This window comes from Flagellimonas sp. HMM57, from assembly GCF_021390175.1.
Lineage (GTDB): Bacteria > Bacteroidota > Bacteroidia > Flavobacteriales > Flavobacteriaceae > Flagellimonas.
In genome coordinates this window covers 2,856,872-2,873,374 of the sequence record NZ_CP090004.1, presented here as the reverse complement: position 1 = coordinate 2,873,374, position 16,503 = coordinate 2,856,872, and the positions used below count along the sequence as shown (strand labels likewise).

The window sequence follows — 16,503 nt, the reverse complement described above, 5'->3', positions numbered from 1 at the left end:
AAAGAAAAAGCACCTTAAAGGTGCTTTTTTATTTTTCGAGAACGCCTTCTATATTGGGTTTAAAATAATTTGGCCCTTTCAGTACTTTTCCATCTTCACGATAAATAGGTTTGCCGTCCAATCCTAATTTACTCATATTGCTACGCTGAATTTCTTCGAAGACCTCTTCTATCTTGTATTGCATCCCATGTTCCAAAATTGTCCCACAAAGAATATAGAGCATATCTCCCAGTGCATCGGCAACTTCAACTAAATCCCCCTCATTGGCAGCCTCTAAATACTCTTTGTTTTCTTCGTCCATAAGATTAAATCGCAACTTGTTTTTTGCCGCTCCCAAGTCTGCTTGCGGTTCTTGTAGCACCCCAAGACCAAAAGAGTTATGAAACAGTTCTACTGCCTTTATTTTACTTTCCATTATTACTGTTTTGATTTAGCTTTGCGTAAAAATAGAAAATATGTTCAGCACAGGACAATTAATTTTTGCCGCCCTATTCGTTGTAGTTTTTATTGCCATAATCTCAATATCGTATCGAAAGGATAAATCCTTGCACAAAAAAAACTATAAAGGGGTAAAATGGATTATGGTCTCCTTTGTCACATTCATAATAATTTTATTCCTGATCAAACATTTCCTTAAAAATTAACAACAAGCTTGATTACACCACAAAAATTAACCGTTTTACAACTTTATTCATAAGGCAATACGTACAACGTAGTAAAAGACGTACTTTTGTTTAACGTTAGTTTTGTACAAGATGACAACATTTTTCGGCCTCCTTTTAGTTTTACTTATTGTTAATGCATTGCTCTTATTTCTTAGCGTTAATGGTTCTAACAGCAAGTTAAACAAGACAGCTTTAAAGAAACCTGAGCCTTCTGTAACAAAAATTTTCCCTAAAGAAGCTTCTAAAAGTCAATACAAGAAAGCGGTTTAGTTTGTACTTTTAATGAATGAAGCAAGCTTTTCTTGTTTTTCTCGGTGGCGGTCTTGGTAGTGTGCTCCGCTATGTTATTACCAAACCTCTAAACAATATCTTTCCAAATTTCTTCTTGGGAACTTTTTTAGCCAATGTTGTAGGTGCGCTGCTCATTGGTTTCATTCTGGGAATAGCTTCAAGAAGCAGTCTAATATCAAACAACAGCACATTATTTCTTGCCACGGGGTTTTGTGGAGGCTTCACTACATTTTCCGCATTTGCTTTGGAAAAGCACAGTCTTTTAAAAAGCGGTGAGATTTTTCATTTTTCTTTCTACATGGCATCAAGCATTATTCTAGGCATTTTGGCCGTTGCAGTTGGCCTATGGCTCTCTCGATTGGGCAATTAGTTATAAAATCAACTTTTCTCAATATTTTTTGTTGATTATTAAACATTTTTCACAAAAATGAACATTTGCTATTAATAATATCTGATTTTTAATTCTAATGTTAAGAAAAAATCATCAAATGCTTAATAAAAACGTCTTCAAAATAACTTACCCCTAAAATACTGGGGGTATTTTTTTCATAAGCATAAAAATTTACCCAACTACCTGATATTTATCATAGTCTTTTTTGATTTAACATATATTTGGGAAATCAATTAACTATTTAATTATGAAAAAAGTCGAGGCAATTATTAGAAAATCCAAATTCGATGAGGTGAAAAAAGCACTTCATGGAATTGAGGTCAACTTCTTTAGTTACTGGGATGTAACTGGAGTTGGAAATGAAAAACAGGGGCACGTTTATCGTGGTATCTCCTACAGTACTTCAGACATACAGAGAAGGTATTTGGTCATTGTTGTATCAGATGATTTTCTGGAGCGGACGGTAAATACATTGATAGATGCTGCGGCAACTGGAAATGTGGGAGACGGCAAAGTATTCGTTTCAGATGTCATTGAAGCCTACCGAATAAGAACCAAGGAAAGCGGTAGTGCCGGAATTAACTAAACAACTCAACTAACACTAACAATATTTAAAGATTATGGACGCAGGATTATTTACAGCGAATAACGTATGGATGATGATCTGTACAGGACTAGTGTTTTTTATGCACTTGGGTTTCTCTTTTTTAGAAATCGGTCTTACCAGACAAAAAAATACCGTAAACATATTATTTAAGAACGTATTTATAATATGTGTTGGATTACTACTTTATTATATAGGAGGATTTAATTTAATGTACCCAGGTTTTGAGGATGGAGATTTAGGGTTTCTAAAATTTGCGGGCTTCGGTATTGCAGCTCCAGAAAATGGCATGACACCAGAATATGCAGATGGAGGCTATACTTGGTGGACAGACTTCCTCTTCCAAGGAATGTTTGCCGCGACCGCCGCAACAATAGTTTCTGGAGCTGTTGCAGAACGGGTAAAACTTGGAGCATTTATGCTATTTACAATCATATACGTAGGGCTTATTTACCCTATTGTAGGTTCATGGCAATGGGGAGGTGGTTTCCTTTCTACGCTTTCTTATGGGACGGCAGAAGGATTCTATGACTTTGCAGGTTCCACACTGGTACATTCCGTAGGTGGATGGGGCGCATTGATTGCTATTTTCTTACTTGGCGCCAGAATAGGGAAGTTTGGCGAAGATGGTAAACCCAAGGCAATTCCAGGGCACAGTTTACCTTTTGCAGCCGCTGGGGTCCTTATCCTATGGTTAGGGTGGTTTGGTTTTAACGGAGGCTCTGTACTTTCGGCCGACCCAGAACTGACCTCATTGGTATTGGTCACAACTTCATTGGCAGCCGCTGCTGGAGGCGTATCCGCATTTTTAACTTCATTAATCGCCTACAAAAACTACGATTTAACCATGTTCTTGAACGGTATCTTGGGTGGTTTAGTAGGAATTACTGCAGGTGCTGACCAAATGTCTCCCAACGAGGCAGTAATCATAGGCTTGATTGCTGGTGTTGTCATCGTATTTGGTGTAGCACTTATCGATAAACTAAAACTAGATGACCCCGTAGGTGCGGTTGCCGTTCACTTAATATGTGGTATCTGGGGTACGCTTGCCGTTGGAATCTTTGGAAGTTTAGCCAGTTTTGACCAATTCTTGGTACAACTTGCAGGTGTTGGAGCAGCAGCTGCGTTCTGTTCGGTCTCGGCATTCATCATCCTATTTGCCATTAAGAAAATCTCTGGCCTTCGGGTTTCGGAAGAGGAAGAAGTGGAAGGTTTGGACATTCACGAACATGGAATGGATGCCTATGCGGATTTTAGAATGAATCAGCATTAAAAAAGGAAACGGAGCGTTTGGCAGAACGCTCCGTTAAATAACCTTTTTCAATTACAAAAACTCAATAACAATATTAAATGGTCCTCTTTATGTGGACCCCTAAACTGATTATGATTATGAAAACGATTATAACAACAAAGTTCGTAAAAAATTTAGCTTTCGCCATATTGGCACTAGTATCTTTAAGCACATTTGCGCAAGAGGAAGAAGAAAAAAAATCAGTATCCATCAGCGGTAGTGTTGATGCTTATTACAAAACCAATCTTAGCGCTACGGATAGGGCACTGGGCGAAGAAGACCCAACCTTTATTACCCCAGGAACTTCATTTGCAACCGAAACAGGATTTGCTTTGGGTATGGCAAATATTATTGCTGCCTATGAAGGAGATAAAGTTGGAGCTGTTGCTGATTTGGTTTTTGGACCACGGGGAGATGATGCCACTGGAGGGTTTAACATAAACCAATTATACGCATACTGGAACGTATCCGAAGGAACTACATTCACTGTTGGACGTTTTAATACTTATTTAGGATATGAGGTTATTGCACCTGCGGCCAATTTCAACTATAGTACTTCCTATATGTTCTCTTATGGCCCATTTTCGCATGTTGGCCTAAAGGCAGATTTTTCTTTATCCGATGATTTTAGCTTAATGTTAGCTGTAATGAACCTGACGGACGAAAACAGCAATCTAACTGGAGAATATTCTGTTGGAGCGCAATTAGGCTACGCTGGGCAGTTTTTGAATTTCTACTATGATGGAGAAGCTAAATTAGGTTTTGAAATTGATTATACCGGTGGTTTTGATTTATCCGAAGACTTCTTTTTAGGAATAAATGCTGCCTACCAAGATAATGATGGCCTTGGTTTTTATGGTGCTGCACTATATCCCCAATATGCAACGTCCGAAAGTTTCACCCTTGGTTTAAGAGGAGAATATTTTGCAGAAATGGGGAACTATGATGCCATAGGAACAGGAGTTGAGGATTCCAGCGTTTTTGCAGTCACCCTAACAGGTAGCTATACCATTGAAAATTTAATCATTAAACCAGAAGTACGATTGGATAGTGCATCTGATGATGCGTTTCTTGACAATGATTTGGCGGGCACTAAAAGCCTCTCATCATTTTTAGTAGCTGCTATCTACTCTTTCTAGGACAAAGAATTATTTTAATGCTAGAAAGCCTTACATCAATTTGGTGTTAAGGCTTTTCTATTCTTTTACAAAAGCTTTCACTCCTGCTCTCACACTAGTTCTCAAATAATTTTGCCTTGGCACTAGAGGGCAGGAGTACTTTTTATTATAAACACAATATGGATTGTACGCCTTATTAAAATCTATTAAGATTGTTTCTCCTTCCGGTATCTTTAAATCAATGTAACGACCACCGCCGTAGGTTTCAGTGCCATTCGTTTCATCCATAAATGGCAAGAACAAATAGTCTCTGTACCGCTTTTGGGAAATTAAATCGAGACTTTGATAAATCTCTAATTGATGTTCAATTCCGTTTAATTGAAAATGTGCAATGCCATAAACAACTTCTCTTGTTTTTTCATCGGTTGTGCTGGCCATTAAAAAAGGAACCGCATCCGGAGTTCTTTCAAATCTGGCTTTGATAACGTATGTAGTATCTGGGGCAAAAAAATCAAGCCCTTCAAAATCTTTTCTGAACCTATCTGGCAATGGTGAAGTTTCCGGATTTTTAAATGTTGCATTCTGCTTTTTTTGAAACGCAACGATATCTTTTATCACGGCCGACCCAGATTGGGGTTCCTTAGAGGTATGGTACTTCTTGTCAGGTTTACAGGCAATCATCAAAAGTACTAGTATTGATAAAGCATACTTCATTTACACAAAATCTTTTCCGTAAAAGTAGTAGAAATCATTCTTAATATTACCTTAGCTCATCACTCTAAGCAAAAATTCATCATGATTAAAAATCTAATGCCCTTACTACTCTTGATTTTGATTGTTTCCTGTGTTGGTAAAGAACAAACAAATGCTTCAAACAAAATAAAAAGAGAACTTCCCAAGTTAGAGCCTGGAAGATATAATGTAGCATTTTTAATAATGGATGGCGTTTACAACACGGAGTTTACGGCACCTTACGATATTTTCCAGCATACACAATTCCGCAAGAATATCAAATCCATGAACACGTTCTCTGTTGCCAATACCCTAGAGCCCATTACTTCTTTTGAAGGAGTTCGGATTTTACCTGATTTTGATTACACAAAGGATTCCATTCCCAAAATTGATATTTTGGTCGTACCTAGTGCAGAACACCATTTGGATACCGACCTAAAGGATTCCATAATGCTGAATTTTGTACAAAAGGTGGATAAAGAAGCCATGTTCGTCACCTCGCATTGCGATGGCGCTTTTGTGTTGGCCAAGGCTGGGCTTTTAAACGATGTTGTCTCTACTACATTTCCCAGTGATATTGAAAAGTATAGAACCATGTTTCCAAAATTAAAAGTAAAGGATAGTGTACTTTTTGTGCATGACGGAAAATATATCACCTCTGCTGGTGGTGCCAAAAGCTTTGAGGCGGCACTTTACCTATGCGAACACTTATACGGAAAAGAGATTGCCGAGTCTCTTGCAGGCGGTCTAGTCATTGATTGGAATTTAGACGAGGTTCCAAGTTTTATTCGTCAGTGATTTGATACCTTGAATCCTTCAAATATTTGGCCACCAATTCGTTGAATTTTGGTGTTATTCTAAACAACGCGGTATCTGGTAAATCATATAATCTTTCTCTGTCCTCGAACCCCTTTTTAAACGCTTCTTCAAGATAAAACAAGGCAGTTCCAAAGTCTTCGTTCTTTGCACTTAGTGATATGACGCTCATATAGTAGTCAAAGTTTTCAGGCTCCAAAATAGTCTTTAACATATATAAAAATGCAAGTGCATCCTCGTCTATCAACGCTTCGGATTTCACCATATCAATATTATCCTCCGCCAGTGCATTTACATAACCCAGCAAACGATTTCCCATTTGTTTTTCATAGATGTTGCTTGCGGAAATGAACTTATTGATTTCAGTCATTTGGTAATTCCACCAACCCAGATTGTTAAAATTATGGGTGATCACATCCTCTTCTATATAATATTGATAATCTTCTTTTAAAAGTGATTCTTTAAAGAACGTTGCATTTTCTGCTCTTTTCATCCCTTTGAACACACGATCTCTTCTCAAGTTTTTTTGTACTTGCCGCAAAGAATCCAAGTTTTTGTGAACACCATAAATAGACATCATCTCACCCATATATTGTTCTGCAAAGAGCAACTTGTTCGAATTCTTCAGTCTATTTACTTTGGCTATATCCTCTTTAAACGCTTGTTCAACGTAACTGGAATCCATGGCCACCAATTTTCTCCCCATCGCTGAAAGTGTAAAGAGTTGCATGGCCTTTTGAAAATATTTTAAATCGGGCCATTTTTGTTGTTCATCGTACAACAAAATCTGGTTTGGAAACTTAAACCGATCTAAAACCTTTTCCACACCCAGCATTTGAGTGTAGTTGAAATCATTTTTTCCGATTATTCCAATAAAATGAAATGACCGTTTAGGGTTCAACAAGTCTGAATTGGCAATAGAAGCACCTATAGAAACTGTGCCAGCCACGTCTTTTATAAAAATTGGAACCAGATTGGCGAAACGACCTCCAGAAGAAATCCCCGCAGTATAAACCCTAGATTTATTAACGGGCAGAATGGCCAACAATTTATTCAAGACTTTGCTCGTACTTATCATATTATTGGAAATGGGATCAGTGTTGGAAATCTTAGGTGCTGCCAATAGATACCCCTCTTCTTCTGCCGCTTCCAAGAACATGGACATCGATTGCTTTTCCTTTCCATCCAAATCAAATACCATGAGCAAGGGCCACTTTTTGGTAGTGGTAAAGTTGGTGGGTAAATAAAGGGAAAATGTTTCTGAGATGGAATCGTTAACGACCAGCGAATCTATAATCTTCCCCTTTTTGAGTACTAATTCTTGCGTAAACGCACTTTGAAACAAAAATGTGGCAAAAAAAAGTATAGCATATTTTTTTTTCATAACGCTGTAACAACAAAAATCTAGCCAAAACGAAAAGGCTCTTTATCCTTTATAAAAATAAACGAAATTTATCACTAATTCTTACTTTGCTTAATCGGTGCATTTGCGACAATATTGGACAATACAATATGTGTTCTACATTCTCCGTACACTATTAGCTCATCAATAAACTTTTCCAAATGGGATTGATCCTTTAGGACTACTTCCATGATAATATTCTCGTTTCCCGTAATACGATAGCAATTGACAACTTCTTGAAACGATTTTACCTTGTTCAAAAATGGTTTGAGTTTCCCCATAAAAGCACGAAGCATGATGATTGCTTTTAACTGGTGTCCTGCCAAAGCATAAGAAACGGTTGTCCCGTATCCCTCTATCAATCCTAGATCTTCCATTTTTTTTACACGTTCAGCTACGGCTGGTGGTGTAAGCCCAACTTTACGCCCAATATTTGCAAAAGATTCCCTAGCATCTTGTTGTAGATAGCCCAGAATTTTCCAGTTTAAATCGTCTATTTTCATATTTAAAGCAATTTACCGATAAAACTTAATATTCAATAGTAAATGGTTATCTTCTATTTTAAAAGCAAAGTTACATTATCTATTTCATATGTAATTTTAACTTTCAAAATTGTATCGAAAAAGAAATGGAAAGGAGCGGCTTAAACTCTCTTATTGTATATCGAAAATCACTAGCCCTTAGAGATTTGAGTGAAGCTGTGGCATCTTATTTTTCCCGAAATAAAGAGGCATTATCCTTACGGAATTATCAAAGCTTTCGGGATGATATTTCCAAGTCCCTCCGTACCGATGCAATTTTAATCACCAAAGAGGTGGAGCAAGCTGCTTTGAGCAATTCGTATTCCGTGAAAATGGAAAGCCTTACCTTTATCAACATCATGACACGTAATATTTTAGCATATTGCAATGGTCTTGAAAGAGATGGTGTAAAAGAAAAAGAATACCTCAATCTTTTACGAAAGGAAATCAAACTGTTTAGGTCTTCTTTCAAAAAATGGAGAAAGTCCTTTAAAAACGGAAACGACTAACTTTTTTCGTATCTAAATCCTACATGTTACGCCTATACTGCCCACCCACCTGAAACAGTGCATTGGTAATTTGCCCTAACGAAGCGTACTTGGTTACCTCCATAAGTTTTTCAAATAGGTTTTCATTGTTTACGGCCGCTTCTTGGAGTTCCTTTAGCTGAAGTTCGACTTCCATTATATTTCTAGAATGTAAATTTTCTAAAATAGCTATCTGATTTTTCTTTTCTTCTTCGGTCGCCCGTATGACTTCCGCAGGAAGTACTGTTGGGGATCCTTTAGAACTTAAAAAGGTGTTTACTCCAATAATAGGATACTCCCCAGTATGCTTCAAGGTTTCATAATGCAAACTTTCTTCCTGAATTTTGGAACGTTGGTACATGGTTTCCATTGCTCCCAAAACTCCACCACGTTCCGTGATTCTATCAAACTCCACCAATACGGCTTCCTCGACCAAATCCGTAAGCTCTTCAATAATAAAAGAGCCTTGAATAGGGTTTTCATTTTTGGCCAACCCAAGTTCTTTGTTGATAATCAATTGAATGGCCATAGCCCTTCTAACTGACTCTTCCGTTGGGGTCGTAATAGCTTCATCGTAGGCATTGGTATGCAGTGAATTGCAATTATCGTAAATGGCATATAAAGCTTGCAACGTGGTCCGTATATCGTTGAAATCAATTTCTTGCGCATGCAGGCTTCTACCGGAAGTTTGTATATGGTATTTTAACATCTGTGCACGTGAATCGGCACCATATTTTTCTTTCATTGCCTTTGCCCATAAACGTCTTGCTACTCTTCCTATTACCGCATATTCTGGATCTACTCCATTGGAGAAAAAGAACGAAAGGTTTGGACCAAATTTATTAATGTCCATTCCCCTACTCAAATAATACTCCACATACGTAAATCCGTTTGAAAGCGTAAAAGCGAGCTGGGTAATAGGATTTGCCCCTGCTTCGGCAATATGGTATCCTGAAATTGAAACGGAATAAAAGTTGCGTACAAGATTGTCGATAAAATATTCTTGTACATCACCCATTAATCGCAATGCAAATTCCGTAGAAAAAATACAGGTGTTCTGTGCTTGATCTTCTTTTAAAATATCTGCCTGTACCGTTCCTCTAACTTGATTTAGCGTATCTTTTTTAATCTGGTCGTAGATATTTTTAGGTAGAACCTGATCTCCCGTTACTCCCAAAAGCATAAGTCCCAATCCATTATTTCCATTGGGGAGATCTCCAGAATATGAAGGTCTACTACTATTTTTCTTTTTGAAAATTGAAGTTATCTTTTTCTCGACTTCTTTTTCCAATCCATTTTCCCTGATATATTTTTCACAGTTTTGGTCAATGGCGGCATTCATAAAAAACGCCAACAACATAGGTGCAGGACCATTAATGGTCATACTTACCGAGGTCATTGGGTCACTCAAATCAAACCCGGAATATAGTTTTTTAGCATCATCCAAACAGCAAATAGAAACTCCTGCATTCCCAATTTTCCCATAAATATCGGGTCTGTGGTCTGGGTCATTCCCGTATAGGGTCACCGAGTCAAATGCTGTAGATAGGCGTTTTGCCGGCATATCCAAACTCACGTAATGGAAACGCCTATTGGTCCGTTCTGGCCCACCTTCACCAGCAAACATTCTGGTAGGGTCTTCCCCTACTCTTTTGAACGGATACAATCCAGAAGTATACGGAAATTCACCAGGAACATTTTCCTGTAAGCTCCATCTAAGAATATCTCCCCAAGCTTGGTACTTAGGCAATGCCACCTTGGGGATTTTACTGTGCGAAAGTGAAGTTGTATGAGTTTCGATATTCACTTCCTTGCCCCTAACCTTAAAAGTGTACTGCTCAGACTTGTATTGACCTACCTTGTTTCGCCATTTTAAAATAGTTTCCCAGTAGTGGGGGTCAAGATTCATTTTTACTTTATCAAATTGTGCCAACAACAATTTCACAAATTCGATTTCATCATTTTGAACGTGCTTCAAGATTACATCTGCATTAAGTCCTGACTTTATCAAATAAGAATGCTCATTTTTGTTTGGGACAATAGATAAAATTGTTTGATGGATACCAAACAATTTTTGTGCTACAATAACTTGTTCGTCAACCTTTTTGTCATACGCCCTATTACTTTCCGATATTTCAGAAAGGTATCTTGTTCTTGCGGGTGGAATGACAAAAACCTTTTCCGTAAGTTCATTGGAAACTTGAAAACTGGATTCTAATTTCGCTCCTGCCTTTTCGGTAAGGGTTTCCATAACAATTTGATAGAGTCTGTTCATTCCAGGATCGTTAAATTGCGAAGCAATGGTCCCAAAAACAGGTAAATCGTCTTGATCAACATCCCATAACCCTTGATTGCGCATATACTGTTTTTTCACATCGCGCAACGCATCCAAAGCACCTCTTTTGTCAAACTTATTGATAGCTACGACGTCTGCAAAATCCAGCATGTCTATCTTTTCCAGCTGGGTTGCCGCTCCAAATTCTGGAGTCATCACATATAATGAAACGTCACTATGTTCCAAAATTTCGGTATCTGATTGACCTATACCAGAGGTTTCCAGTATAATCAAATCAAAATTAGCAGCTTTAAGTACCTGCACCGCCTCCGCTACATGTTTGGAAAGTGCTAAATTTGAGCGTCTGGTGGCCAGTGAACGCATGTAAACACGTGTATTGTTAATTGTGTTCATGCGGATTCTATCTCCCAACAAGGCACCTCCCGTTTTTCTCTTGGAAGGGTCTACGGAAATAATGCCAATATGCTTATCTGAAAAGTCGCTTAGAAACCTACGCACAAGTTCATCCACCAAACTAGATTTTCCTGCACCACCAGTTCCCGTTATTCCCAGCACAGGAATTGCTTTGGAATTCTTCTCAATTATAGATTGATGGTTCTCATAAAGCTCATGCTTGTTTTCTGCCAAGGATATTAATCGCGCAATGGTATTTACATCTTTCGCTCTGAGCAGTTCTTCTAAATTCTTATCTTTTGAAAGTTTTAAATCTGGTACATCGGTATCGCAGCGCATTACCAAATCATTAATCATCCCTTGCAAGCCCAATTCACGGCCATCATCTGGAGAATAAATCCGTTCAACCCCGTAATCCATCAAAGCTTTGATTTCCTCTGGAAGGATTACTCCACCGCCACCGCCAAAAATCTTGATATGCCCTGCATCCCTTTCTTTAAGCAGGTCAAACATATACCTAAAATATTCATTGTGCCCTCCTTGATATGAGGTCATCGCAATTGCGTTAGCATCTTCTTGCACTGCGCAATCGACAACTTCGGCGACACTTCGGTCATGTCCTAAATGAATCACCTCAACCCCGGTCGATTGAATAATTCGACGCATAATATTAATTGCGGCATCATGTCCATCAAACAAAGAAGCTGCGGTAACGATTCTAATCTTATTTTTGGGCTCATAGGGCTTTATTTGTTCCATTGGCAATAAAGGGTCTTATTTTTCACTGCAATTTACAGAAAATGCAACTTAAAATTGATTTTGATTAGAATTTTATAAAAACCAAAGGTGCTTTGGGTTACTTTTTTTGAATATCATAATTTTATCGTGCTCAAACCAACTATATGAAACTAAAAATACTTATACACTGTCCAGACCAATCGGGAATTATAAGTGCAGTAACACACTTCATTCACGAAAAAAACGGAAATATCATTTACTTGGATCAGCATGTAGACAAGGAAGCTGGAGTATTCTTTATGCGGTTGGAAAGTGAATTTAGCACTGATTTCAGTTTACCAAATTTTGAAAGTGGGTTTGAAGAACAATTGGCAAAAAAATACCATATGCATTGGAACATCCATTTGGAAGCCTCAAAACCCAAAATGGCGATTTTTGTCTCTAAATACAATCATTGCTTATATGACCTTTTAAGCCGTTACAATTCAGGGGAACTTCTAGTTGATATTCCATTCATTTTAAGCAATCATCCAGACCTTGAGTATGTAGCCAATCAGTTTAATATTCCTTATTATCACATTCCTGTAAGTAAGGAAAATAAGGCATCCGCAGAAGACCAACAATTGAAACTTTTAAAAGAACACAACGTTGATTTTATTGTGTTGGCTAGATACATGCAAATCCTTTCACCAAAGGTAATCGACGAGTTCCCACAGCAAGTCATTAATATACACCATTCTTTTTTGCCTGCATTTGCCGGAGCCAAACCGTACCACGCTGCTTTTGAAAGAGGGGTTAAGATTATTGGCGCAACAAGTCACTATGTTACAGAGGCATTGGATGCAGGTCCTATCATAGCACAAGATGTTGTCACGGTATCCCATTCCCATGCGATTAAAGACTTTATTGCCAAAGGAAGGGATTTAGAAAAAATTGTACTTTCCAGGGCGGTACAGCTTCATGTGGATAGAAAGACCATGGTCTACAATAATAAAACGGTTATATTTTCTTAAATATATTCTGACAACATTCCGTTTTCTAAGCTTATGTAGTAATTTCACCCCAACTATAAAAACAACACTATGAAACGAATACTATTAGTGCTTTTAATTTTTCAGCTTGTAGGCTGTACAGAGTTACAACAGGTCGTAAACCAATTACCTCAAGGAACAACCGGTATTGGAAATGCAGAAATAGCACAAGGTCTACGAGATGCCCTTAATCTGGGGATAGATAAGCAAGTGAACAAATTGGCCCTTGAAGATGGTTTCTTTAAAAATGAGCTTGTTAAAATTTTGCTTCCAGACGAACTAAAAAAAGTTGATAAAACGCTTCGGGATGTCGGCTTGGGCAGTTTAGCTGATAAAGGACTACAAATACTGAACCGAGCTGCAGAAGATGCCGTTAGTGAGGCTACGCCAATTTTTGTGGATGCAGTAAAAGGAATCACTTTTAATGACGCCAAACAAATTTTATTGGGAAATGATAATGCCGCCACCAACTATTTAGAGCAATCCACAAAATCCAAGCTTTACGATAAATTCAATCCCATTATCAAAGAGTCTTTTAAGAAAGTAGGTGCAGATCAAATTTGGAGCAATATTATTACGAAGTACAATAACTTACCTCTTACTAATAACGTGAATCCAGATTTAACAGATTATACCACACAAGAGGCATTGGAAGGAGTTTATACAATGATTGCGGTTGAAGAAAAAGAAATTAGAACGAAAATTTCTTCAAGAACTACAGATTTACTGAGAAAAGTTTTTGCATTGCAAGATTAGTCATAGATTTTTCCTACGCACAATATTCGTTAATTTTATGCGTTCTAAACTCAAGAAAACAAGACAATTATAACAAAATCCTAAAGTTTAGTTAACCTTACTAAAGCGGTTAAAATAGAATTTTGCGAAAGATTATCTGAGTTAGCATTTTTTTGAGTTAGTTAGTTTAAAACCGGTGTTCGCACCGGTTTTTTCGTTCAATACCTTTTTACCTTCCGATACTTTTTTATTAAGAAAACAGCTTTTATCCGTTACAAAAAAGGTAAGTTCTTATCGGATTTTACTTTTTTTAAGATTTCATTAACAAATGGTTTTTTGTAATTCACTAATTTGAAGGGAGTTAATTCATCAATCAAAATGAGATGGTCAAAATTCTTTTTTTTCCTGTCTTTTATATGCTGTACATTCAATTCTGTTGAAGTATATAGTTGTTACAAATCTGTTGAGCCCAATACTATTTCTGTGTATGATTCACTGAAATGGGCAGACTATTACTATAATATACAGCGATACAATAAGGCGATACCTATCTATGAGAAAAATCTGGTCAATCCCGATGCAAAGAAAACGCATATTCTAAAAAGACTCGCGCTTAGCGAAGCTGCATTGAACCATGTAGATAAGTCCACTACCAATCTGACCAAGTACTTGCAACTGGAATTCGAACCAAATTTTTTGCTTAACGAAGGTTTTGACCCTATACGCAAGGAACAAGGATTTAAAAAGATATCGGATAAGGTGATACCCAAAGTGACCTCTTGGTCATTATTTTATCTCTTTGTTGCCACCATAGGTTTTTATGTGGTACTCATTCTATGCTTAAATAAACAGATATACCGCACATCCCGTTTTTTGATAGCCTCGTTTATCTTTATACATTCTTTTTTCATTCTACATCTTAGTATCAATTCCGCAAATTATTTCTTTCAATATCCCCATACCTATTTAATGTCCACATGGGCCATATTTTTATACGGTCCATTGTTATACTTTTATTTTAAGAAAACTACAACTGATTATACCTTCAGGCCTATCGATATATTACATCTATTACCGAGCGCAGTCCTTCTAGCCTATCTTATTTTAAATGTATACACACTCACTGAGGAAAGTAAAATAACCTTGATGCTTTCCAGAATGCAAAATGGCTTGGGTCCGCAAGACTCCAACAGACTGGTCGTACTGGTCATCTTTAAGATTATTTCCCTAAGCGTGTATGGCTATTTTATAGGTAAAGTGTATAACGAGGGTAAAAACAACAAACTGTTAGACCTAAAAAGTCTTACTTGGCAAAAAAATGTATATCACATACACATATTATACGTATTTACCTATGCTGCATATGGTATTGTTATCATCAATGGTTACTCAAATGGTGTCCTTTTTGACATATCTGCCGCCACTATGGCTTTTATGGTCCTTTATGTTGGTTATTCCGCCAATATACAACCAGACGTATTCAGTGGTATTTACGCCTATAAAAATAGATTGTTTCCAAAGTATGAGAAATCCGGTCTAACCCCAAGCCTGTCAGATGAACTAAAAGAAAACCTACTGCATCTTTTTGCCATTGAAAAAATCTACAAGGAAAACAACATAAGCTTGGACATGGTTGCAAAACGCTTAAATACTACAAGACACAATGCATCTCAAATCATCAATGAGCATTTTAATGTTAGTTTTCATGAATTTGTCAATATATATAGGATAAGGGAAGCAAAACAATTGTTAATGGACAACGAATCCCATAAGTTAAATATTATCCATGTAGCCTATGAGGTAGGTTACAACAATAAAGTAACTTTTAATAAGGCTTTTAAGAAAGATACCGAACTTACTCCTTCAGAATTTCAAAAAGCAGTTGCAAAGACATCTTAAATGAATATGAACGTACCAAAAAAAGAGTAAAGGTTTATCAGAAGTTGCTCTTTTCGTTTTTCGTACATCTATTTTTAAGGCAGAAAACAGCTCTCTGGGAAACAGTAAGACATTTATGGTCTCAACTTTTAAGGAATGATTGAATTAGTCAGCAATACTAACCTTTACCTAAGAGCTGTTTCTTTTTTAAAGAGAAGGTAACCTATCCAGTTTATAGCTATTCTACATTCTTAAGGTAAGTGATTACCTTTTCGTTAAAAACCGATGGCTTTTCGACATTGACCACATGACCACAATTCTCTATAACGAACAAAGTTGATTCAACATGCGAATCAACAACTTTCTTTATCGTTGGAAGAAATAGGTAATCCTCACCTCCCATGATATAAAATGTTGGTATTTTGATATCGACCGCTCTAAAAAAACGTAATAATGGATTAATCTCCGAAGTCAACTTAAACCATCTGATAAATTCCTTTTGATATAGTTTTTTGGCTTCTCTCACAAACAAAGAGCGGGACTCCCTATGATTCTTATTTGGCATGATTACAAAAGCAAAAAACTTGTACAACCATAGATAGGGTACTATTGATTTAAAAATAACCCCCAAACGCATTAGGACTTGGGACCTTAAGTTAAGCTTCATTATAGCACCGCCCATGACCATACTAACTACCCTGTTGGAATAATTCTCTGCTAAGTTTCGAATTAAAATGGTCCCTAACGATATCCCAATAAAATGGGATTTCTCAATCTTTTCATGGTCCAATACCTCGATGATGTCCGCTGTAATGGAATCAAAGGTATACTTATCGTTAAAAGCATCTTTTATGTTCGGCTTGGAGTTACCATGTCCTCTCAAATCCAATAATAGTATATTAAAATGCTTTTTAAAATCCCTTAATTGTTTGTACCAAATCGTAGAACTACCCCCTGCACCGTGTACGAAGGTTACCCAATCTTTTGATGTTTCATGTCTGTATGCCGTGTAGTGTAGCAAAGATTGTTTTTTTATAAAAGTACGTTAATTTTTCACTTACAAAAGGTTAGATC

At 37.1% G+C, this 16,503-nt stretch carries 15 protein-coding genes; 9 read left to right on the top strand and 6 right to left on the bottom strand.

What is annotated here, in order from left to right:
* Positions 1-28: 28 nt before the first annotated feature.
* Positions 29-415: a nucleoside triphosphate pyrophosphohydrolase family protein gene (locus LV716_RS12710; RefSeq protein WP_163418170.1), complete on the bottom strand. Its 387-nt coding sequence runs from the start codon at positions 413-415 to the stop codon at positions 29-31.
* A gap of 536 nt (positions 416-951) precedes the next feature.
* Here LV716_RS12710 and crcB point away from each other — a divergent pair.
* From crcB to LV716_RS12685, 4 genes are all read left to right on the top strand, one after another.
* Positions 952-1,326 carry a fluoride efflux transporter CrcB gene (gene crcB, locus LV716_RS12700; protein WP_163418169.1) on the top strand — a complete coding sequence of 125 codons (375 nt, stop codon included), beginning with the start codon at positions 952-954 and terminating at the stop codon, positions 1,324-1,326.
* A 268-nt stretch (positions 1,327-1,594) separates the two neighbouring features.
* The gene (locus LV716_RS12695; RefSeq protein ID WP_163418168.1) at positions 1,595-1,933 is read left to right on the top strand and encodes a P-II family nitrogen regulator; all 339 of its coding nucleotides are present in this window, start codon (positions 1,595-1,597) and stop codon (positions 1,931-1,933) included.
* Between the two features lie 34 nt (positions 1,934-1,967).
* Positions 1,968-3,224 carry an ammonium transporter gene (locus tag LV716_RS12690; RefSeq protein ID WP_163418167.1) on the top strand — a complete coding sequence of 419 codons (1,257 nt, stop codon included), beginning with the start codon at positions 1,968-1,970 and terminating at the stop codon, positions 3,222-3,224.
* A 116-nt stretch (positions 3,225-3,340) separates the two neighbouring features.
* On the top strand, positions 3,341-4,381 hold the full coding sequence (locus tag LV716_RS12685) for an outer membrane beta-barrel protein (protein ID WP_163418166.1): 1,041 nt from the start codon (positions 3,341-3,343) through the stop codon (positions 4,379-4,381).
* 57 nt (positions 4,382-4,438) lie between these two features.
* Here LV716_RS12685 and LV716_RS12680 read toward each other — a convergent pair whose 3' ends face one another.
* Entirely contained in the window at positions 4,439-5,074 is a 636-nt protein-coding gene (locus LV716_RS12680) for a DUF1684 domain-containing protein (RefSeq protein WP_163418165.1), read from the bottom strand.
* 81 nt (positions 5,075-5,155) lie between these two features.
* Here LV716_RS12680 and LV716_RS12675 point away from each other — a divergent pair, with 81 nt between their 5' ends.
* On the top strand, positions 5,156-5,890 hold the full coding sequence (locus LV716_RS12675; RefSeq protein ID WP_163418164.1) for a DJ-1/PfpI family protein: 735 nt from the start codon (positions 5,156-5,158) through the stop codon (positions 5,888-5,890).
* Here LV716_RS12675 and LV716_RS12670 read toward each other — a convergent pair.
* Together LV716_RS12670 and LV716_RS12665 are read right to left on the bottom strand one after the other, a co-directional pair.
* Positions 5,877-7,292, bottom strand: a complete 1,416-nt coding sequence (locus tag LV716_RS12670) for an alpha/beta hydrolase (protein WP_163418163.1) — start codon at positions 7,290-7,292, stop codon at positions 5,877-5,879. The genes LV716_RS12675 and LV716_RS12670 overlap by 14 nt on opposite strands.
* Before the next feature lie 74 nt (positions 7,293-7,366).
* The gene (locus LV716_RS12665; protein WP_163418162.1) at positions 7,367-7,813 is read right to left on the bottom strand and encodes an Lrp/AsnC family transcriptional regulator; all 447 of its coding nucleotides are present in this window, start codon (positions 7,811-7,813) and stop codon (positions 7,367-7,369) included.
* 185 nt (positions 7,814-7,998) lie between these two features.
* On the opposite strand from LV716_RS12665, the gene LV716_RS12660 reads away from it, so the two are divergent.
* Positions 7,999-8,340 carry a hypothetical protein gene (locus tag LV716_RS12660; RefSeq protein WP_370637401.1) on the top strand — a complete coding sequence of 114 codons (342 nt, stop codon included), beginning with the start codon at positions 7,999-8,001 and terminating at the stop codon, positions 8,338-8,340.
* A 19-nt stretch (positions 8,341-8,359) separates the two neighbouring features.
* Here LV716_RS12660 and LV716_RS12655 read toward each other — a convergent pair whose 3' ends face one another.
* Positions 8,360-11,806, bottom strand: coding sequence for a methylmalonyl-CoA mutase family protein (locus LV716_RS12655; RefSeq protein ID WP_163418160.1), 3,447 nt, complete (start codon positions 11,804-11,806; stop codon positions 8,360-8,362).
* A gap of 143 nt (positions 11,807-11,949) precedes the next feature.
* Here LV716_RS12655 and purU point away from each other — a divergent pair, with 143 nt between their 5' ends.
* The 3 genes from purU (at position 11,950) to LV716_RS12640 (ending at position 15,450) form a co-directional block, all read left to right on the top strand.
* Positions 11,950-12,798 (top strand): formyltetrahydrofolate deformylase, encoded by an 849-nt coding sequence (gene purU / locus LV716_RS12650; RefSeq protein ID WP_163418159.1) that lies wholly within the window; start codon positions 11,950-11,952, stop codon positions 12,796-12,798.
* Positions 12,799-12,867: 69 nt separating this feature from the next.
* On the top strand, positions 12,868-13,572 hold the full coding sequence (locus LV716_RS12645; RefSeq protein ID WP_163418158.1) for a DUF4197 domain-containing protein: 705 nt from the start codon (positions 12,868-12,870) through the stop codon (positions 13,570-13,572).
* Between the two features lie 357 nt (positions 13,573-13,929).
* A complete protein-coding gene (locus LV716_RS12640) occupies positions 13,930-15,450 on the top strand; it encodes an AraC family transcriptional regulator (RefSeq protein ID WP_163418157.1) in 1,521 nt (506 codons plus the stop codon).
* A 217-nt stretch (positions 15,451-15,667) separates the two neighbouring features.
* Here the strand turns inward: LV716_RS12640 and LV716_RS12635 are convergent, their stop codons facing one another.
* Positions 15,668-16,450, bottom strand: a complete 783-nt coding sequence (locus LV716_RS12635) for an alpha/beta fold hydrolase (protein ID WP_163418156.1) — start codon at positions 16,448-16,450, stop codon at positions 15,668-15,670.
* Positions 16,451-16,503 lie beyond the last annotated feature (53 nt).